Raw genomic sequence first — 16,810 nt, forward strand, 5'->3', positions numbered from 1 at the left:
AAGCGGGGATGAGGCCCGCCTCTTACACGTCCAGCGGGGCGGGCGCAGCCCCGATCACCCCCGAAAGGCGCCCCGGCGCGCGGGCCAGGCGTTCGTCGCCGGCCTGGTAGAAGCCGATCAGGGCGAAAAGCTTCAGCCCGCCGACCTCGGCGATCAGGTCGCCCACCACCCCGTCCCGGCCCAGGGTCTCCTCAATGGCGGCGGCGGAACCGGGGGCGTCGGTGACCCAGAAGGTGCGGTCATCGCCGGTGGGCTCGACCTCGACCTCGGCGACGGCGAGCGCCGTCATCGGACCCCAGGCGGCGAGGCAGGGGAGGGCGGCGAACACCTGCAGCTTGGGATCGGCCAGCAGGCGGCCCCACCATGGGGTGTCCGACGCCAGGGCCAGGACCCCGACCCCGCCCAGGGTCTTGGCCGCGGCCAGGGCCTCTTCAGGCTTGGCCAGGGTGCGCAGCGGCGGGGCGGCGCCAAAGCGGTGACGGGCCAGCTCGACGGACCGGGCCGACTCCTTGCCGCCCCAGACATTGATGTGGAAGGGCCCCTGGCGCGAGAGGCTGTCGCCGATCAGCTCGCGCCAGATGCGGACGACGAGGCTGGGCCTCGCCGCCGTGCGCTCCTTGGCCAGCAGGCGTCGCAGGAGGGCCGTCTCGCGGCCAGGCCGCAGGGCGAACTTGTCGCCGTCGCCGGCCGCCTGCTTGGCGGCGGCCACGTGCTTGGCCAGACCGGCGCGCTCATCGACCAGGGCCAGCAGGTTCGCGTCGATCTCGTCCAGGCGCGCGCGCACGGCGTCCAGCGACGGTGCGGCAAGCTTGGGATCGGCGTCGGCCATTTTGTCCCCCGAAAACGAAGGTTCGGCGCTTAAGTCATCGCGTGGCCGGGCGCAATAGGGCGGTCCGCCGCAATAAAGTTGCACGGGAAACCGGTTGCCGGGCAAAGGCGTCGTAGTCTAGCTGTCGACATGGCCCCCACCCTCCTGCTCGACCTTGACGGCACCCTGACCGATCCCGCCCCCGGCATCCTCGCCGGAGTGCGCGTAGCGCTGACGGCGATGGGCCGCGAGACTCCGCCAGATGACGACCTGCTCTCGATGATCGGCCCGCCGATCCGCGTCTCGTTCCGGCGCCTGCTGGGCGACGATGGGGACATGGAGGAGGGCGTGCGCCTCTACCGCGCCTATGTCGCGCAGCGCGGCCTCAAGGAGGCGGCGGTCTATCCGGGGATCCTGGAGGCGCTGGCCGAACTGCGCGAGGCCTATGCGGGACGGGTGTTCATCTGCACCGCCAAATCCCAGCCCTTCGCCGAGGCGGTGGCTGATCACTTCGGGTTCAGCCCCTATATGGCGGGCGTCTACGGCGCCCATCCCGACGGACAGTTCGAGGACAAGGCCGACCTCATCGCCCATATGATCACCACCCTGGGCATTGACCCTGTCAAGGCGATCATGGTCGGCGACCGCAGTTATGACATCATCGCCGCCCGCAAGAACGGCATGGCGGCCCTGGGCGTGCTGTGGGGGTACGGGTCGGAGGCGGAGCTCGTGCAGGCGGGCGCGCACGCCCTCTGCGCCGCCCCGGACGAACTGGCCGGCGCCCTGCGGGCGGTCAAATAGGCGAAGAAGGGCCCGACCCGCCGCCGGGAGAGGGCGGCGGAGTGGCGTTCGGCTAGCCCAGCATCAGTAGACGCGGGGTGAGGCGCCGATCGCCACGGGGCCCAGGGTCATGCGCCCGGCCTCGAAGGTGAGGGTCGCGCGGGCCACCGAGGCGCTGTCCTCACGGGCGGCGGCCACGGCGGCGGCGGCGAGCGCCGTTTCCGGCGGCAGGGTCCCCGTCGCGGCCATGGCGGCGAGCGCGCGGGGCGCCTGGCGCAGGGTGACGTCCATCGATCCCACCAGGCGGCCGTCATAGCCGACCCCAAGCTGACCGGCCTGGGCGCCGATCAGGGCGTCGCCGGCTGTGACGCCGGCCTGCCGCACCTGGATAAGGCCCCCGCCGGTGCTCCAGGCCCGCACGGCGTCGGGCCAGGTCTGGCCCTTGAAGCCGCTCATCCGGGTGAGGATGGAATCCCAGACGATGGACACCGGCTTGTCGCCGGCCAGCTGAGCGAACAGGCCGCTGAGCTGGGCCTTGCCGTTGTCGACCTTGAACAGGATGGCGCCCTGGTCGTCGGGGCCGGGGCGCAGGTGCATCTCCACCTTGTCGGCGGCCGACAGCCCAAAGGGCTGGGCCCCGGCGCCGGGCGCGAAGGTCAGCTTGCGGCCTTCGAAGGAGAAGCTGGGGGGACGCTTGTCGAGACCGCTGAGGCTGGCGCGCAGCAGTTCGCCGCGCACCTCCACCGGCCCCCCGACGGGGCGGGTCAGGGTCAGGCCCTCGGGCGCCGCCGTGACCCAGTGACCCAGGGAGTAGAGGAAGGCCTCGGCCTCCAGCCTGGGCGTGGCGATCGACCAGCCGCCGGGCTCGCGGATGCGGGCGTCGGTCAGCACCACGTCGAGACGGAAGGGGTAGCCGCCGAGTGAGCGGTCCTTCCAGGTGACTTCGTAGCCCGCCTTGCGAAGTTCGCTGACGGCGGTGTCCATGCGGGTTGCGGCTTGGCCGCGCACCTGCAGCCACAGGGCTGTCCATCCCGCCGCGGCGAGCAGCAGGACGATGAACGGCGCATAGAGCCAGAACCTTCGCGGTTTGCGGGCGGGTTCCGGATCGGGCACAGGGGGAGCTTCGGGGGTCTTTGAACGGCGGGCCATGTCTGTTGAGCGTTGGGTTTTCGGTTACGGGTCGTTGATGTGGCGGCCTGGCTTCGCATACGTCGAACGCCAGAGCGCCACCCTACATGGCCGCCGCCGCGCCTTCTGCATCTATTCCGTCCACCACCGGGGCACCTATGAACGCCCGGGCCTGGTCTTGGGTCTCGCCCCCGGCGGTGCGGTGCGCGGTGCGGCCTACCGGGTGGCGGAAGGCGACTGGGACGAGGTCTACGCCTATCTGCGGGAGCGCGAGCAGCCCACGGAGACCTATGTGGAAAGCAGCGCCCATGTCCGCCTCGCCGACGGCCGCCGCGTTGAGACACTGGTCTTCCTGTCCGACACGCGGCACCCGCAGTGGGCAGGCGCGCTGAGCCTGGAGCGCCAGGCCGAGCTGATCGCGGGGGCCACCGGCCTGTCGGGCAAGAATGTCGACTACCTGCGCGACCTGGTGGAGCACCTTCGGGCCGAGGGCGTCCACGATTTGATCATGGCGCGATTGCTGGCGCTGGTTGAGGCCGATAGGCGGGATCTTCACTGAGCAGCTTGGCGGTTGCCGCCTCGATCCGCTCCTCCAGGGTGCGCATGAACTCGCCGCGTTTCAGGCCGGGCGGGATCGGCTCCAGATACTCGAAGACGATGGTCCCCGGCGTCAGGTTGAAGCCCTTGCGCGACCAGTGGACCCCGGCGTTGGTGGCCATCGGATAGACCGGCAGTTCGAGCTCGCGATAGAGGGCAGCGATGCCGGGCTTGTAGTCGCCAGGCGCCCCGGGTTCGCCCCGGGTGCCTTCGGGGAAGATCACCAGCTGGCGCGGAATCTTGAAGCGGTCCTTGGCGTCCCGGACCAGCTTGCGCAGCGCCGTGGCATGCCCTGCGCGGTCGACGCTGATCATGGTGGCCTTCATGGCGAACCAGCCGAAGAAGGGGATCATCAGCAGCTCCTTCTTGGTGACGAAACAGGCGTCCGGCAGCAGGGAGAACTGAGAGAAGACGTCGAACATCGACTGGTGCTTGGGGGCCACCAGGGCCGCCGTGGTGGGCATGAATTCGCGGCCGCGCACCTCGACCTCAATGCCGGCGATCACTTTCAGCAGCAGGCGGATTCCCCGACTCCAGAGTCCGAAGGTCGCCGCCGTCCAGCTGCGCGGGGCGATGAGAAGCGGGGTGAGGATCACCAGGGAGACGAAGACCGACCAGGCGTAGAACACCACGGCGAAGGTCAGGGAGCGGAGCTTCTGCAAGATCAGGCCTTCTTGTCTTGGGCGGGCGCGTCGCTTGGCCCCAGCTTCCGGACGGCCTCGCGGCCGAGGATCGCCAGATACTTGGAATATTCAAGGATCATCAAGCGAGCCCCGCCGCTGGTGCGCCACCAGCGCTTGGCGTTCACCACCTTGGTGACCACCGGATAGGGCCGCAGGTCGATGTCGGGCATGGTGGCCCGAAGCTCCAGCATGGCGCGGGGCATGTGATAGTCGGCGGTGACCACGATCAGGCTCTTGTAGCGCAGGTTGTTGGCCCAGTCGGCCGTCTCCCGGGCGTTGCCCACCGTGTCGGCGGCCGTGAAATCCAGGTCGACGCAGCAGTCATAGAGCCGGCGAACCGCCTTGCTGACGGTGCGGATGTCCTCGCGGCTGGCCTCCGGATTGACCCCTGAGACCAGCATCCGCTGGGCCTTGCCGTCCTCGAGCAGGCTGACGGCGGCGGCCAGCCGCTCGTTGGATCCCGCGCCGGTCAGGGCCACGATGCCATCGGCGCGCGGCGGCGCGGGCATGGGGGTGGAATTCTCGATCCGGGCGGTGAAGGAGAGCAGGCCCACCGTCCAGATGAAGGCGGCCAGCAGGATGGCGGCTAGGCTTCTCATGTCATCTTCGCGATCAGGGACTGGGCGGTGAGGCGCGCGGCTACCGCCGCCACCAGACCCGCCGCCACGGGGCAGGGCAGGACGGCCAGCAGATCGGTCCAGACGATGGGCAGCACCGGGGTCAAGCCTTGGCCCCCTCCCATGAGGCGCAGTATCGCCCCCATGATCGCCGCGCCGCCGGCGCCAAACAAGCCCGCCAGGGCCGCCATGCGCGCAAACCGCATCTGGAACAGGCGCGCGATGAAGGTGTCCTCAGCCCCGGCCAGGTGCAGCACCTCCACCACCTCGTGCCGCGCGGTGAGGCCTGCGCGGGTGGCGAAGGCCACCACGGCGCCCGCGGCCGCCGCGATCAGGACGAACACCCCAACCCCGATCCAGCGGGCGATGCCGGCCGCGCGCTGAATGTCCTTCAGCCAGATGGAGTGATCGTCGACGACCGCGTCCAGGCCCTGGGCCTTCAGGGCCTTGTCCAGGCTCTGCGGGGTTGCGGGCGCCTTGGGGTCGAGGTCCACGGCGACGAGGCGCGGCACCGGCAGGTCGTCCAGGTCGGCGGTGTCGCCAAGCCAGGGGGCGATGAGGGCCTCGGCCTTCTCCTTCTCCAGGGCCCGGACCTCGCCGACCCCGGGCAGGCCCGACAGGGCCTCGGCGGCGCGGGCGGCGGCGCTGTCTGGGGTCTCGGAGCCCTTGGCGCGAACGATGACGGTGGCCTGGCCGCTGAGCTGGTCGCTCCAGCCCCGGGCGGCCCGGTCGGTGGCGAGCACGGTCAGCGCCGTCAGGCAGGCCAGGAAGCAGAGCGTCGCCACCACGAAGATCAGCGAGCCGTCGCGGGCGTCGGTCTCGGGAAGGAAGGGGGCGGGCTTCCAGCGACCAGGATCGAAGTCGCTCATGACGCGCCTCCGATGGGCCCCAGCTGAGTCAGGCGGCCGTCCTCCAGGTGCAGGACCGGCTTGCCCGACCGCGCCACCAGATCCTGGTCGTGGGTGGCGATCAGCACAGTGGCGCCCAGGCGGTTCAGCTCCACGAACAGGCGCAGGATGCGCAGGCCCATCTCGTGATCGACATTCCCCGTAGGTTCATCGGCCAGCAGGATGTCGGGGCGATTGACCACCGCACGCGCGATCGCCAGCCTCTGCTTCTCGCCGCCGGCCAGGGTCGCGGGCATGGCGTGCATGCGGCTGCGCAGGCCCACCCAGGCCAGCAGTTCGGCGACGTCCTGCCGGTAGCTGTCGGGCTTGCGACCGGCGATGCGCAGGGGGAGGGCGACGTTGTCGAAGGCGCTCATGTGGTCGAGCAGGCGGAATTCCTGGAACACCACCCCGATCCGCCGTCGCAGCATCGGCTGCTGCTTCGCAGGGACCGCCGACACGTCCTGGCCAAACAGGTGCATCAGGCCCTTGGAGGGCTTGGCGGCAAGATAGATCAGCTTCAGCAGCGAACTCTTGCCCGCCCCGGAAGCCCCGGTGAGGAAATGGAAGGAGCCGGGTTCCAGGGAAAAAGTCAGGTCTTTCAACGTCTCCGGCCCGCGGCCGTAGCGCATCGACACGTCGTCGAAGGCCAGGATGGCGTCATCGGCGTCGAGCGCCTGTTCGTCATGCGGCTGTCTGGACATCGGTCTTCCCGGCTACCCTAAGCCCGGTCGATGCGCCAGCAGAACCAGCGGCCACCCTCCGCAAGCGCCGCCGTCCCTGGGTCAAGCTTGCGCAGCGCTCGCCTGATGGGCGAATCTCCCACCCGGACGATCGGCCGCTGCCAGGGATTTGGGTTTTGGCAAGGCCCGCGTGCTAGGAATCGCGATAACAGTTCGCGTCGGCGTGGGGACCGGAGGACGAACCTCCAGAACCGCCGACCGTCCCAGGGCGGCGACGCTCCAGAACAACAGCCCCGGTTACGAGACCCGTTCCGCCGTCATGATCCTGACCTGTCCAGAGTGCGCCACCAGCTATTTCGTGGACGATCGCAAGATCGCCCCGGAGGGCCGCGCGGTGAAGTGCGCCTCCTGTGGCCACCGCTGGACGGCCCACCGCGAGGCGACCCTGGAACTGGACGTCTCGGCTGAGGAGGGCGCGGTCGCCCGCGATCCCTTCGAACCTCAGGCCGAGGAACCCGCCGCGCTGAGCGACCTGCCCGGCGCCGAACTGCCCAAGGTGATCCGCGCCAAGGTGGAGAACACGCGCAAGGTGCGCGAGGCCGCCACCCACGGCATCGTCTGGGCTGGTATGGCCGCGACGCTCGCCATCATCGTCGGCCTGGCCGTCGTGTTCCGGGTCGATGTGGTCAAGATCATGCCGGGCTCGGCCAAGGCCTATGCCCTCGCGGGGCTGCCGGTGAACACCCTTGGCCTGGTGATCGAGGGCTCGCGGGCCGAACCTGCCCTGCAGGACGGACACGCGGCCCTGTCCATCTCCGGCATGATCCGCAATGTCGAAGACCACGCCATCGTCACCCCGCCCCTGAAGATCGAGCTGCTCAACAAGGCCGGCAAGACCATCGTCACCAAGATCGCCCGGCCCGCCGACCCGGTAGTGCCCCCCGGCGAAACCCGCCACTTCGCCCTGGCGATCCTCGACCCGCCGACCTCGGCCCACGACCTGCAGATCTCCTTCGCGCCCGACACCGCCAAGTCCAAGGGCAAGAAGACCAAGGCCAAGGTCCCTGTGCCTGCTCACCCGGCGCCGGAACACTCCCTGCGCGGTGCGGCGGAGGCTGAGGCGCCCCATGCGCCTGCGGCGTCTCACGGCCCCGCGCCGGTGGAGGCCAAGCCCCTGTCGTCCGACAGCCCCTACGCCCTGGAGCCCCATGGCTGATCCGGTCGTCCTGCTGTCGGAGGAAGAGGTCGCCCGCCGGGTCGCCGCCCTGGCCGCGCAGATCGCGCCGGCGATCGACGATGACACCGTGGCGGTGTGCCTGTTGACCGGAGGCCTGTGGTTCGCCTCGGACCTGACGCGGGCCCTGTCGCGCCTTGGCCGGCATGTCCGCTTCGACGCCCTGTGGCTGGCCTCCTACGGCGACGAGCGCGCCAGCCTGGGCCGGTGCGAGGTGCGCGCCGACCTGCAGCGCCCGTTGTCGGGGCGCACCGCCCTGATCATCGACGACGTCATCGACACCGGCCTGTCGCTGTCTGAAGCCAGTCGCCTGGTTCGCGACGCCGGCGCGGCGCGCGCCTTCACCGCCGTCTTCGCCTCCAAACCCTGGCCGACGCCCAGGGCCATCGTGCCGGACTTCGTGGCCTGGGAAGCGCCCGCCCGCTACCTGGTTGGCTATGGCATGGATGCCGCCGGCGCTCTTCGCGGGCTGCCCTATATCGGGGCGCTGGACTGACCTAGGGCCGGTGGGGCCTGGCGCGCAGCTTCGGCGCAAGCTTCCAGGCGATCGGCGGGGTCAGGACGATCGACAGCACCACGACGATGGGCAGGAGCAGATTGGCCTTCGCCGACAGGGCCGGGATCATCAAGACCGGAATGGCGCCGATGCCGAACAGAACGCCGGCGACCATCAGGCTAAGAACGGCGGCGATATAGAGACGCGTACTCATGGGGAGACCTCCTAGGTCACCCAAGGGAACAAGGGCCGAGGCCTTGGGGTTCCGGGCGCCCGTCAGGCCTCCAGCCAGTCGGGCATGGCCTCGCGGGCCAGCATGTCCTCATAGGTCGGACGCGGGCGGATGACGGCGAACCTGTCGCCGTTCACCAGCACCTCGGGAACCAGCAGGCGGCTGTTGTATTCGCTCGACATCACCGCCCCGTAGGCGCCCGCGCTCATGAAGGCCACCAGATCGCCGGCCGCCAGGCGGGGCAGGTCGCGGTCGCGGGTGAAGGTGTCGCCGGTCTCACAGATCGGACCCACCACGTCATAGGTCACGGGATCTCCGGCGCGGGGCTTCACCGGCCGGATGTCGTGATAGGCGTCGTACATGGCCGGCCGGATCAGGTCGTTCATGGCCGCGTCCAGCACCGCGAACTTCCGCCCCTCGGGCCGCTCGTGGATATGCTGCACCCTCGACAGCAGAATCCCGGCGTTGGCGCAGATCATGCGGCCGGGCTCGAAGGCGAACTGGACGTCCAGGCCCCTCATGGTCCGGGCGATCATGGCCGCATAGTCAGCGGGGCTCGCCGGCGTCGGCATGTTGAAATAGGGCACGCCGAGCCCGCCGCCGAGGTCCAGGCGCTCGACCGCCAGACCCTCGCCGCGCAGCCGCTCCACGAGGCCGCGCATCTTGACGAAGGCTTCCTCCAGCGGCGCCAGATGGGTGATCTGGCTGCCGATGTGGCAGGTGACGCCCACCGGCTTCAGGCCCGCGTTGTTGGAGGCCTGGGCGTAGAGCCGCTCGGCCTCGGAGAAGGAGACGCCGAACTTGTTGTCGGACTTTCCGGTGGAGATCTTGGCGTGTCCGCCGGCCGAGACGTCCGGGTTCACGCGGATGGCGATCGTGGCGCGGGTTCCAAGCGACTGGGCGACCCTGGACGCCATGTGCATCTCTGGCTCGGACTCGACATTGATCTCGCCGACCCCGTTCGTGAGGGCGAAGGCGATCTCGCCTTCGGTCTTGCCGACCCCGGAGAAGACGATGCGCTCACCCGGGATGCCGGCCGCCAGCGCCCGGCGGATCTCGCCTTCGGAAACCGTGTCCGCGCCCGCGCCCAGATTGCCCAGGGTGCGCAGCACGGCCACATTTGAGTTGGACTTCACGGCGAAGGCGATCAGCGGGTCGCCCAGGCCCTCGTTCACCAGGGCGTCGCGTAGCACCGTATAGTGCCGCTCCAGGGTGGCTGTGGAATAGACATAGACCGGCGTGCCGACGGCTTGCGCGATCGTGGTCAGCCCAACGTCCTCGCAGGCGAGCTCGCCCCCCGACAGCTCAAAGTGGTTCATCGCGGGCGGGCGTAGGGGTCGGGGATGGCGCCCTGCGGCCCGCTGGCCATGGGGTCGTTGGTGCTCTCGATCGGCTCGGTGCGCTGGGGCGAGGGATCGGCGTTGCGGTCGCGGGGATCGACGGTGCGGATCGAGCGCATCGGCGCGGACCCGGCGTCGGCGCTGGAGCGTGCCTGGCCGATGGGGCCGGGGCGTTCCAGCTCACCCATCTTGCCGCAGCCCGACAGAGCGGTGGCGGAGAGCGCGAGCGCGCCGATCAGCATGAAGGGGCGAAGGGTCATTTCAGCATATCCTTCCAACGCGCGACTTGGGCGCGAACCTGGTCCGGCGCGGCGCCGCCGTAGCTTTTGCGGCTCCCGGCGGAAGCCCGTGGGGTGAGAACGTCGTAGACCTCGGCGGTGATCCCCTGCGACAGGGCCTGAAGCTCCTTCAGCGGCAGGTCGGAGAGATCACAGCCAAGCTGCTCGGCCCGTTTCACCGCCGCGCCCGTCACATGGTGAGCGTCGCGGAAGGGCATGTCGAGGGTGCGCACCAGCCAGTCGGCGAGATCCGTGGCGGTGGAGAAGCCGGCGCCGGCGGCGGCCGCCATCCTGGCCGAGACCGGCTCCATGTCCTCCACCATCCCGGCCATGGCGGCCAGGGACAGCTCCAGGGCGTCGAAGGCGTCGAAGGTGGGGACCTTGTCCTCCTGCATGTCCTTGGAATAGGCCAGCGGCAGGCCCTTCATCACCACGGCGAGCTGGGTGAACGAGCCCATCAGCCGGCCGGTCTTGGCGCGCACCAGCTCGGCGGCGTCCGGGTTCTTCTTCTGCGGCATGATCGAGGAGCCGGTGGTGAAGGCGTCGGTCAGCTTGATGAAGCCGAACTGCGGCGTCATCCAGATGACGATCTCCTCGGCCAGACGCGACAGGTGGATGGCCGCCAGCGTGCCCGCGGCCAGGGCCTCCAGGGCGAAGTCGCGGTCCGAAACGCTGTCCAGCGAATTGGCGGTGGGGCGGTCGAAGCCGAGCGCCTGGGCCGTGGCGTCACGGTCGATGGGGAAGGGCGAGCCGGCCAGGGCGGCCGCGCCCAGGGGGCACTCGTTCATCCGGCGGCGCGCATCGGTGAAGCGCCCGGCGTCGCGGCCGAACATTTCCACATAGGCCATCAGGTGGTGGCCGAAGGTGACGGGCTGAGCGGGCTGCAGGTGGGTAAAGCCCGGCATCAGGGTCTCAGCGTGGGCCTCGGCCTTGAGGACAAGGGCCTGCTGGAGAGCGCACAGTTGGGCGATGGTGCGGTCGCAGGCGTCCCGGACCCATAGGCGGAAATCGACCGCCACCTGGTCGTTGCGCGAGCGGGCGGTGTGCAGGCGGCCGGCCACCGGCCCGATCAGCTCCCGCAGCCGGGCCTCCACGTTCATGTGGATGTCTTCGAACTCGTCGCGATAGGGGAAGGTCCCGGCGGCCATCTCGGCCTCGATGGCCTGCAGTCCACCCTGGATCGCCTGCTCGTCGGCGCTTGTAATGACGCCTTGCTTGCGCAACATCGCCGCGTGCGCGCGGGACCCCGCCAGGTCCTGCGGCGCCAGGCGCTTGTCGAACCCGATGGAGACGTTGATCGCCTGCATCAGTTCGGCGGGTTTCGCGCTGAACCTTCCGCCCCACATGGCCTGGCCAGATGCGGGCGCGTCAGAACCGTGAGTGGAGTCGTCGGACATGAGCCAAGCACCCGAGGAGACGTCGAAGCCCAAATCGGGCCTCCTGAAAGGCGCGCTCTGGGGCGTCGCCCTGCTGGGCGTCGCGGCGGTTGTCTACATCATGGCGCAGGCATCCATAAACCCCCGCCAGACAACCAGCCTGAAGAGTCTCGCCAAGGGCGAGATGGCCAAGCTCATCTTCCCAGCCGAGGCCGGCCCCGCGCCGGCCACCAGCTTCCAGGACGCCGACGGCAAGCCGGTGCGGCTGGCCGACTTCAAGGGCAAGGTGGTGGTGGTCAATCTGTGGGCCACCTGGTGCGGCCCCTGCGTGATCGAGATGCCCACCCTGGCCAAGCTGGCGGCGGCCTATGAGGGTCAGCCGGTGGCCGTGGTGGTCGTCAGCGTCGATGGTGAGCGGGACGCCGACAAGGCGCGCATGTTCATCGCCAAGCACGCGCCCCTGGTCTTCTACCGTGATCCCAAGCTGAAGCTTCCCTACGACTTCAAGCCAGCGGCCGTCGGCATGCCCACCACGGTGATCTTCGGCAAGGATGGGGTGGAGCGCGCCCGCCTCGCCGGGGGCGCCGACTGGGCAGGCACGGACGCAAGGGCCGTCATCGACAAGGTCCTGGCTGAGAGCTGACCGGGCTCGCCCATCGCGATCCGCCAGCCGGCTAGGGTCCCTACGCCATTTCCTTCTGCTTGCTGCGCAGGCTGCCGTCCGGGCCGGTGAGGGCGCGCATGAAGTTGACGAGGGAGGCGCGTGCGTCCTGCGGCAGTTTCTCAAATGCGGCCAGAAGTTCCAGGGCGCCTGGCGTGCGCATGCGCGACAGCAGGTCCAGGTCTCCCACGGCGTCGTGCCCCGGGGTGTCCAGGACGTCCATCAGGTCCACGACGCGGCATCGCAGCGCGCGGGCTATCTGCACCAGGCGCGAGAAGGAAATGCGGTTCGCGCCGTTCTCATATTTTTGAATTTGCTGAAAGCTGACGCCGCACTGTTCGGCCAGGGCCTCCTGCGACATGCCGATCGTTCGCCGGCGGATACGAACCGCAGCACCCAGGGCGACGTCCATCGGGTCCGGGGTCTTGTTGGATAGCTCCGGCACAGTCCTGTTCTCCTCAACCACGGCGCGCGCTCGGTGGGGGCGGCCGGAGCGCGTTCAAGATTCGCCGAGTAAAGGCGAATATTACACCTTTGCAAAGCGGCATGAGAGCCGCGACCGACAATCCCGCTGATCATGTTCGATGCTGCCGGGATGCAGCCTCGCAACAGGAGGGATTCTATTTGAAATTCAGTCGCGATAGCGCTGGATTCAAGCGTGGGAGACCGGTCGCGCGGACCTCCAAGCTGGGCCCGTCAGCCCAGCCTCGTCGGCGTCGGCGGAAACCTGTACTCAGTTTGGGTAGAAATCGCTCAGCGAACTTGAGTTGTGAAACCCATCAAGACGAAGGGTTCAACCGGCGCGGGTTCCCAAAACCTATCACGGGGAGCGTGAGCCTGTGTCGCGGGCGTCGAGGGTCGGCCGAATACCGCCGCGCGACTTCCACATCTCGCATCCGTGCCCGCGACCGTGGCGGGCGCCCGGTTTGGTGGAAAGATCATTGCCCCGTGGGCCGCGGGCGACCAAGTTTTGACCTTGAGTGTCCGTCGCGGGCAGAGGTCATTGCCGCGTGACCGCCACGGAGGCCCGCATGACCCGCTCCCTGATCGCCGCCATTGAGACGGGCGGCACGAAGATTCTCTGCCGGGTGGCGACGGCGGACGCAGATCGGCAAGCCGCCCTTGATGTCCCGACCCATCGGTTCGCGACGACCACCCCGCAACAGGCGGTGATCGACCTGGTGGGCGCAATCCAGGCCGACCTGAGGCCGGGCGACACGCTCGACGCCATTGGCCTGGCCAGCTTCGGACCCCTGATTGTCGATCCCGCCTCGCCAGACCGCGGTCTGATGCTGCCGACCCCCAAGCCGCACTGGAGCGGCTTCAACCTCGCCGCCGTCCTGGCGCAGCGCCTCGGCGCGCCGGTGGTGGTGGAGACCGATGTGGCCGCAGCGGCGATCGCCGAGCAGGCCATCGGCGCGGCGAGGGGCCTGGACGCCGTGGCCTATGTCACCGTGGGCTCCGGTATCGGCGGGGCGCTGTGCTTGGAAGGGCGGACCCTGAAAGGCGCCCTGCATCCGGAAATCGGACACCTGCGACTGCACCGCCGTCTGGACGACACCACCCCCAGCGCCTGTCCTTTCCACACCGACTGCGCCGAAGGGCTGACGGCGGGACCGGCGCTGGGACGGCGGCTGGCGGCCGGCGAGACCCTGGCCGAACGTCCCGACCTCAAGGCGCTGGCCGCCGACTATCTCGCCCAGCTCTGCGCCAGTCTGGCCCTCGCCTGGTCGCCGCGCTGCATCGTGCTGGGGGGCGGGGTGATGTCGACGCCGGGCTTGCTGGACGCGGTGGCCGCCGCGTTGAAGACCGCGATGGGCGAATATGGCGCGCCCATGATCGCAGGGCCCGGCTACCTGCGGACCCCGGCCCTCGAACATTCCGGCCTCGAGGGCGCCTTGCTCATGGCTCGACGTCAGGCCTCGAGCCGGTAGACCCGCCGGGGGCGGATCCAACGCGATCAGGTTTAGCGCGCTGTGGCGGGGGCGAGACTGATATCGACCATGATCTCGGCCGAGATGGCCTCCAGGGCGGCCTGGACATCCTGCGCGGTCAGGACCGGCGGCAGGCGCAGGCGGGCGTCGAGATGGAACAGGGCGCCGCCGGAATGGGGCTCGGCGCTGATGCGGGTCTCGAAGGTCTCGATATTGACCTCTAGCCGGCTGAGGATCGCCGTCACCTGGTGAACGATGCCCAGCCGGTCCTGGCCGACCAGTGCGAAGAGCACCTCCTCCCCGCCGGCGACCGGGGCCTCGAGGGCAGGTGCGATGCGGACCTCCAGCCCATGGGCGTCCACCGCCTGCACGGCCGCGCGCAGGGCTTCGAGGTCGTCGGCCTCCACAAGCACGGAGCCGACATAAAGTCCGCCGAGGCGGCTGAGATGGCTTTCCAGCCAGTTTCCGCCGGCCGAGAGCACGGCGGCCGCCAGGGCCTGGGTCAGACCGGGGCGGTCGCTGCCGACTACGCTGAGGACTAGGTTCGCCATGGCCAACTCTCTCGGGCGGGCGCCGTTCGCAGTCAATCGCGATTTGAGGCTCCGGCGTTGACCTTGGGGCGCGGCCGCTCCATCGGTCCGCCCATGAGCACCCCCCCAACCCTCGGCGCGATCATCCTGACTGGCGGGGCGTCCCGTCGGATGGGGACGGACAAGGCCGCGCAACTGTGGGATGGCCGCCGCGCCGTCGACCGGGTGGCCGAGCTGGCGCGCTCGGTGGGGGCCACGGTGGTGGTGTCGGCGGGCGACGGCGAGTTCGGCCTGCCCCGGGCGCCTGATCCCACGCCGCTGAGCGGACCGGTGGCCGGGGTGCTGGCGGGCGTGGCTCTGTTGGGCGACCAGGTGGGCCGGGTGCTGGTGTTGGCGGTCGATGCGCCGACGATCCGCCCGGAGGACCTTGCGCCCCTCCTGGCGGCCGAGGCGCCGGGCGCGGCGTTCGAGGCGCAGCCTCTGCCTATGGTGCTCGATCTGGCGGCGGTTCCGGGGGACGCCCAGGCCGACTGGCCGCTGCGGCGGTTCGTGGAGCGGGCGGCGTTGATCCAGGTGGCGCTGGACCCCGAGCTGCTTCCTCGGCTGCGAGGCGCCAATACCCCGCAAGAGCGTGATCGCCTGACGGGCGAGCCCGATGGGCCTAAGGCGCCCAAATGAGTTGCGATGTTTGCCCTGAAAACAGGCGTCTTGGCGGCGCCTTGGGCGATTGGCGCGACACGGGTGGCGTCTTGGCCGGGCTTGGCGGTTAGCAGGGCCCCATGCGCGTCCTTGTCATAGATCCCGACCCCGCCCGGGCGGCGCTGGTGGCCGAGGGGCTGGATGGCGTCGACCCGCTGGAGGTGCGCCAGAGCGCCCAGTTCAACGCCGCCGAGGTGGCGAGCTTTTCCCCTGACATCATCGTGGTGGCCTGCGACAGCGCCGACCGCGACACGCTCGAGAGCTTGCGCGAAGCCGGCGAGACCAATCCGCGCCCGGTGGTGATGTTCGCCGACCGCTCCGAGCCTGGCCTAGCCGAGCAGGCGATCCGGGCCGGGGTGGCGGCCTATATCGTCGATGGCCTGGCGCCGGCCCGGGTGCGGCCGATCCTGGAAGTGGCCATGACCCGGTTCTCGCTGATGCAGCAGCTGCGCGGCGACCTGGCCAAGGCCAAGGCCAACCTGGAGTCCCGCAAGGTGGTGGACCGCGCCAAGGGTCTCTTGATGAAGGAGCGCGGCCTGGACGAGGACGCCGCCTACAAGCTGCTGCGCAAACTGGCCATGGACACCGGCCGGCCGCTCGGTGCGGTGGCCACCGATCTGCTGGCCTTCGCGGGCGTGCTGAAGGGGGACGCATCGTGAGCAGCCTGACCCTGGGGTTCATTCCCCTTACCGACTGCGCGGCTCTCGTGGCGGCGGAGGCCAAGGGCTTCTTCGCCGGCGAGGGCCTGGATGTGACCCTGAGCCGGGAAGCCTCCTGGGCCACCATCCGCGACAAGGTCACGGTGGGCGCCCTCGACGCCGCCCATATGCTGGCCCCCATGGCCCTGGCGGCCACGGCCGGCGCCGGGGGGCCCGTGGCGCCGATGATCGCCCCCCTGGCCCTGGCGGTGAATGGCGCAGGCGTGACCCTGTCCAACCGACTGAGCCAGGCCCTGCCGGCCGGGGCCGAGAGCCTGCAGGAGATCGCCGCCGGACTGGCGGCCTTCATCGGCCAGCGCCGCGCGGCCGGCGAACCGCCGCTGACCTTCGCGGTGGTCTTCACCTATTCGATGCACAACTACGCGCTGCGCTACTGGCTGGCGGAGGCGGGGGTCGACCTCGACCGCGACGTGCGGCTGGTGGTGACGCCGCCGCCACGCATGGTGGAGCAGTTGCGCACCGGCCAGGTGGACGGGGTGTGCGTCGGCGCGCCGTGGAACACGGTGGCGACCCGGGGCGGCCTGGGCCGTGTCGCCCTGCGCACCTCGCAGTTCTGGCCAGGGGGCCCCGACAAGGTGCTCGGGGCGCGGGCGGAGTTCGCCGACGACGATCGTCTTGCGCCCCTGCTGCGGGCGTTGGTCCGGGCCCAGGCCTGGTGCGACGTCGCGGACAACAGGGACGAGTTGGCGGTGCTGCTGGCCCAGCCTGAATATGTCGGTGCGGCGGCCGAGGCGATCCGCCCGGCGCTCGGCGAGGAGTTGATCTTCCACCGCGAGGGGGCCTGTGTTCCGCGCCTGGAGCATGCCCAGTGGTTCCTCACCCAGATGCGGCGTTGGAAGCAGGTCGACGGGGACCTGGACGCCCAAGCCCTGATCGCCTCGGTCTACCGTCCCGCCCTCGCGCTGGAGGCCCTGGGGACCACCGGCCTCGGCGCGCCGGTCCTTGGGAATCCGGCACCGCTGTTTGACGGCACGACCTTCGACGCCGGCTAGTCGCCTAGTTATTCACCAGCGCTGATTTTGCGGCGCCTGCGAAATAGGCGCTGCCGCCCAACCGCCCTGGGATCGCGCCGCCGCGGCTGACAGCGGTCATGTTGCGGTGCGTCATGGGGACAGGCCCACGGACAAC

Annotated in this window: 21 protein-coding genes; 9 read left to right on the plus strand and 12 right to left on the minus strand. The window is 69.8% G+C overall.

Annotated features, from left to right (window positions below):
* Positions 1-22: 22 nt before the first annotated feature.
* Positions 23-829 carry a chorismate mutase gene (locus OCL97_RS11345; RefSeq protein WP_377370154.1) on the minus strand — a complete coding sequence of 269 codons (807 nt, stop codon included), beginning with the start codon at positions 827-829 and terminating at the stop codon, positions 23-25.
* Between the two features lie 129 nt (positions 830-958).
* Between OCL97_RS11345 and OCL97_RS11350 the strand changes: the two genes are divergently transcribed.
* Positions 959-1,609 (plus strand): HAD hydrolase-like protein, encoded by a 651-nt coding sequence (locus OCL97_RS11350; protein WP_377370155.1) that lies wholly within the window; start codon positions 959-961, stop codon positions 1,607-1,609.
* A gap of 63 nt (positions 1,610-1,672) precedes the next feature.
* Here the strand turns inward: OCL97_RS11350 and OCL97_RS11355 are convergent, their stop codons facing one another.
* Positions 1,673-2,701, minus strand: a complete 1,029-nt coding sequence (locus tag OCL97_RS11355) for a DUF2125 domain-containing protein (protein ID WP_377370156.1) — start codon at positions 2,699-2,701, stop codon at positions 1,673-1,675.
* A gap of 34 nt (positions 2,702-2,735) precedes the next feature.
* Here OCL97_RS11355 and OCL97_RS11360 point away from each other — a divergent pair, with 34 nt between their 5' ends.
* The gene (locus OCL97_RS11360; protein WP_377370157.1) at positions 2,736-3,275 is read left to right on the plus strand and encodes a gamma-glutamylcyclotransferase; all 540 of its coding nucleotides are present in this window, start codon (positions 2,736-2,738) and stop codon (positions 3,273-3,275) included.
* Here OCL97_RS11360 and OCL97_RS11365 read toward each other — a convergent pair.
* Genes OCL97_RS11365 through ftsE form a run of 4 tightly spaced genes read right to left on the minus strand, consistent with a single transcriptional unit; the run spans position 3,223 to position 6,204 of the window.
* On the minus strand, positions 3,223-3,975 hold the full coding sequence (locus OCL97_RS11365) for a lysophospholipid acyltransferase family protein (RefSeq protein ID WP_304776874.1): 753 nt from the start codon (positions 3,973-3,975) through the stop codon (positions 3,223-3,225). The genes OCL97_RS11360 and OCL97_RS11365 overlap by 53 nt on opposite strands.
* Before the next feature lie 2 nt (positions 3,976-3,977).
* Complete coding sequence (locus OCL97_RS11370; protein WP_377370158.1) at positions 3,978-4,595, minus strand: YdcF family protein; 618 nt, start codon at positions 4,593-4,595, stop codon at positions 3,978-3,980.
* Positions 4,592-5,482: a cell division protein FtsX gene (locus OCL97_RS11375; RefSeq protein ID WP_377370159.1), complete on the minus strand. Its 891-nt coding sequence runs from the start codon at positions 5,480-5,482 to the stop codon at positions 4,592-4,594. The genes OCL97_RS11370 and OCL97_RS11375 overlap by 4 nt, the downstream gene beginning before the upstream one ends.
* Positions 5,479-6,204, minus strand: a complete 726-nt coding sequence (gene ftsE, locus OCL97_RS11380) for a cell division ATP-binding protein FtsE (RefSeq protein ID WP_377370160.1) — start codon at positions 6,202-6,204, stop codon at positions 5,479-5,481. Before ftsE ends, OCL97_RS11375 begins: the two co-directional genes overlap by 4 nt.
* A gap of 298 nt (positions 6,205-6,502) precedes the next feature.
* On the opposite strand from ftsE, the gene OCL97_RS11385 reads away from it, so the two are divergent.
* Entirely contained in the window at positions 6,503-7,399 is an 897-nt protein-coding gene (locus OCL97_RS11385) for a DUF3426 domain-containing protein (RefSeq protein WP_377370161.1), read from the plus strand.
* Positions 7,392-7,913, plus strand: a complete 522-nt coding sequence (locus tag OCL97_RS11390; protein ID WP_304776868.1) for a phosphoribosyltransferase — start codon at positions 7,392-7,394, stop codon at positions 7,911-7,913. Before OCL97_RS11385 ends, OCL97_RS11390 begins: the two co-directional genes overlap by 8 nt.
* 1 nt (position 7,914) lies before the next feature.
* Here the strand turns inward: OCL97_RS11390 and OCL97_RS11395 are convergent, their stop codons facing one another.
* The 4 genes from OCL97_RS11395 to argH form a co-directional block, all read right to left on the minus strand.
* Positions 7,915-8,127, minus strand: a complete 213-nt coding sequence (locus OCL97_RS11395; RefSeq protein WP_377370162.1) for a hypothetical protein — start codon at positions 8,125-8,127, stop codon at positions 7,915-7,917.
* A gap of 62 nt (positions 8,128-8,189) precedes the next feature.
* On the minus strand, positions 8,190-9,464 hold the full coding sequence (gene lysA, locus OCL97_RS11400) for a diaminopimelate decarboxylase (protein WP_377370163.1): 1,275 nt from the start codon (positions 9,462-9,464) through the stop codon (positions 8,190-8,192).
* Positions 9,461-9,745: a hypothetical protein gene (locus OCL97_RS11405; RefSeq protein WP_377370164.1), complete on the minus strand. Its 285-nt coding sequence runs from the start codon at positions 9,743-9,745 to the stop codon at positions 9,461-9,463. Before OCL97_RS11405 ends, lysA begins: the two co-directional genes overlap by 4 nt.
* A complete protein-coding gene (gene argH / locus OCL97_RS11410) occupies positions 9,742-11,160 on the minus strand; it encodes an argininosuccinate lyase (RefSeq protein ID WP_377370165.1) in 1,419 nt (472 codons plus the stop codon). Before argH ends, OCL97_RS11405 begins: the two co-directional genes overlap by 4 nt.
* On the opposite strand from argH, the gene OCL97_RS11415 reads away from it, so the two are divergent.
* A complete protein-coding gene (locus OCL97_RS11415) occupies positions 11,159-11,782 on the plus strand; it encodes a TlpA family protein disulfide reductase (protein WP_377370166.1) in 624 nt (207 codons plus the stop codon). The two genes, argH and OCL97_RS11415, sit on opposite strands and share 2 nt — an antisense overlap.
* Before the next feature lie 40 nt (positions 11,783-11,822).
* Here the strand turns inward: OCL97_RS11415 and OCL97_RS11420 are convergent, their stop codons facing one another.
* Complete coding sequence (locus tag OCL97_RS11420; protein WP_377370167.1) at positions 11,823-12,245, minus strand: helix-turn-helix domain-containing protein; 423 nt, start codon at positions 12,243-12,245, stop codon at positions 11,823-11,825.
* Positions 12,246-12,831: 586 nt separating this feature from the next.
* Between OCL97_RS11420 and OCL97_RS11425 the strand changes: the two genes are divergently transcribed.
* Positions 12,832-13,734 (plus strand): ROK family protein, encoded by a 903-nt coding sequence (locus tag OCL97_RS11425; protein ID WP_377370168.1) that lies wholly within the window; start codon positions 12,832-12,834, stop codon positions 13,732-13,734.
* A gap of 32 nt (positions 13,735-13,766) precedes the next feature.
* On the opposite strand, the gene OCL97_RS11430 is transcribed toward OCL97_RS11425, so the two are convergent.
* Entirely contained in the window at positions 13,767-14,285 is a 519-nt protein-coding gene (locus OCL97_RS11430) for a glycine cleavage system protein R (RefSeq protein ID WP_377370169.1), read from the minus strand.
* 93 nt (positions 14,286-14,378) lie between these two features.
* Here OCL97_RS11430 and mobA point away from each other — a divergent pair, with 93 nt between their 5' ends.
* The 3 genes from mobA to OCL97_RS11445 all read left to right on the plus strand — a co-directional run bounded on the left by mobA (position 14,379) and on the right by OCL97_RS11445 (position 16,674).
* A complete protein-coding gene (gene mobA, locus OCL97_RS11435) occupies positions 14,379-14,942 on the plus strand; it encodes a molybdenum cofactor guanylyltransferase (RefSeq protein ID WP_377370170.1) in 564 nt (187 codons plus the stop codon).
* A gap of 101 nt (positions 14,943-15,043) precedes the next feature.
* Positions 15,044-15,622 (plus strand): ANTAR domain-containing response regulator, encoded by a 579-nt coding sequence (locus OCL97_RS11440; protein ID WP_377370171.1) that lies wholly within the window; start codon positions 15,044-15,046, stop codon positions 15,620-15,622.
* Positions 15,619-16,674 (plus strand): CmpA/NrtA family ABC transporter substrate-binding protein, encoded by a 1,056-nt coding sequence (locus OCL97_RS11445; protein WP_377370172.1) that lies wholly within the window; start codon positions 15,619-15,621, stop codon positions 16,672-16,674. The genes OCL97_RS11440 and OCL97_RS11445 overlap by 4 nt, the downstream gene beginning before the upstream one ends.
* Positions 16,675-16,810: the final 136 nt, after the last annotated feature.

Origin of the sequence: Phenylobacterium ferrooxidans (genome assembly GCF_042714595.1) — a bacterium.
Lineage (GTDB): Bacteria > Pseudomonadota > Alphaproteobacteria > Caulobacterales > Caulobacteraceae > Phenylobacterium > Phenylobacterium ferrooxidans.

Bases quoted from the DNA above. Each gene is read 5' to 3' on its own strand.
- OCL97_RS11345 (WP_377370154.1), bottom strand. From the start codon at position 829: ATGGCCGACGCCGATCCCAAGCTTGCCGCACCGTCGCTGGACGCCGTG.
- OCL97_RS11350 (WP_377370155.1), top strand. From the start codon at position 959: ATGGCCCCCACCCTCCTGCTCGACCTTGACGGCACCCTGACCGATCCC.
- OCL97_RS11360 (WP_377370157.1), top strand. From the start codon at position 2,736: ATGTCTGTTGAGCGTTGGGTTTTCGGTTACGGGTCGTTGATGTGGCGG.
- OCL97_RS11370 (WP_377370158.1), bottom strand. From the start codon at position 4,595: ATGAGAAGCCTAGCCGCCATCCTGCTGGCCGCCTTCATCTGGACGGTG.
- OCL97_RS11375 (WP_377370159.1), bottom strand. From the start codon at position 5,482: ATGAGCGACTTCGATCCTGGTCGCTGGAAGCCCGCCCCCTTCCTTCCC.
- ftsE (WP_377370160.1), bottom strand. From the start codon at position 6,204: ATGTCCAGACAGCCGCATGACGAACAGGCGCTCGACGCCGATGACGCC.
- OCL97_RS11385 (WP_377370161.1), top strand. From the start codon at position 6,503: ATGATCCTGACCTGTCCAGAGTGCGCCACCAGCTATTTCGTGGACGAT.
- OCL97_RS11390 (WP_304776868.1), top strand. From the start codon at position 7,392: ATGGCTGATCCGGTCGTCCTGCTGTCGGAGGAAGAGGTCGCCCGCCGG.
- OCL97_RS11395 (WP_377370162.1), bottom strand. From the start codon at position 8,127: ATGAGTACGCGTCTCTATATCGCCGCCGTTCTTAGCCTGATGGTCGCC.
- lysA (WP_377370163.1), bottom strand. From the start codon at position 9,464: ATGAACCACTTTGAGCTGTCGGGGGGCGAGCTCGCCTGCGAGGACGTT.
- OCL97_RS11405 (WP_377370164.1), bottom strand. From the start codon at position 9,745: ATGACCCTTCGCCCCTTCATGCTGATCGGCGCGCTCGCGCTCTCCGCC.
- OCL97_RS11415 (WP_377370166.1), top strand. From the start codon at position 11,159: ATGAGCCAAGCACCCGAGGAGACGTCGAAGCCCAAATCGGGCCTCCTG.
- argH (WP_377370165.1), bottom strand. From the start codon at position 11,160: ATGTCCGACGACTCCACTCACGGTTCTGACGCGCCCGCATCTGGCCAG.
- OCL97_RS11425 (WP_377370168.1), top strand. From the start codon at position 12,832: ATGACCCGCTCCCTGATCGCCGCCATTGAGACGGGCGGCACGAAGATT.
- OCL97_RS11430 (WP_377370169.1), bottom strand. From the start codon at position 14,285: ATGGCGAACCTAGTCCTCAGCGTAGTCGGCAGCGACCGCCCCGGTCTG.
- mobA (WP_377370170.1), top strand. From the start codon at position 14,379: ATGAGCACCCCCCCAACCCTCGGCGCGATCATCCTGACTGGCGGGGCG.
- OCL97_RS11440 (WP_377370171.1), top strand. From the start codon at position 15,044: ATGCGCGTCCTTGTCATAGATCCCGACCCCGCCCGGGCGGCGCTGGTG.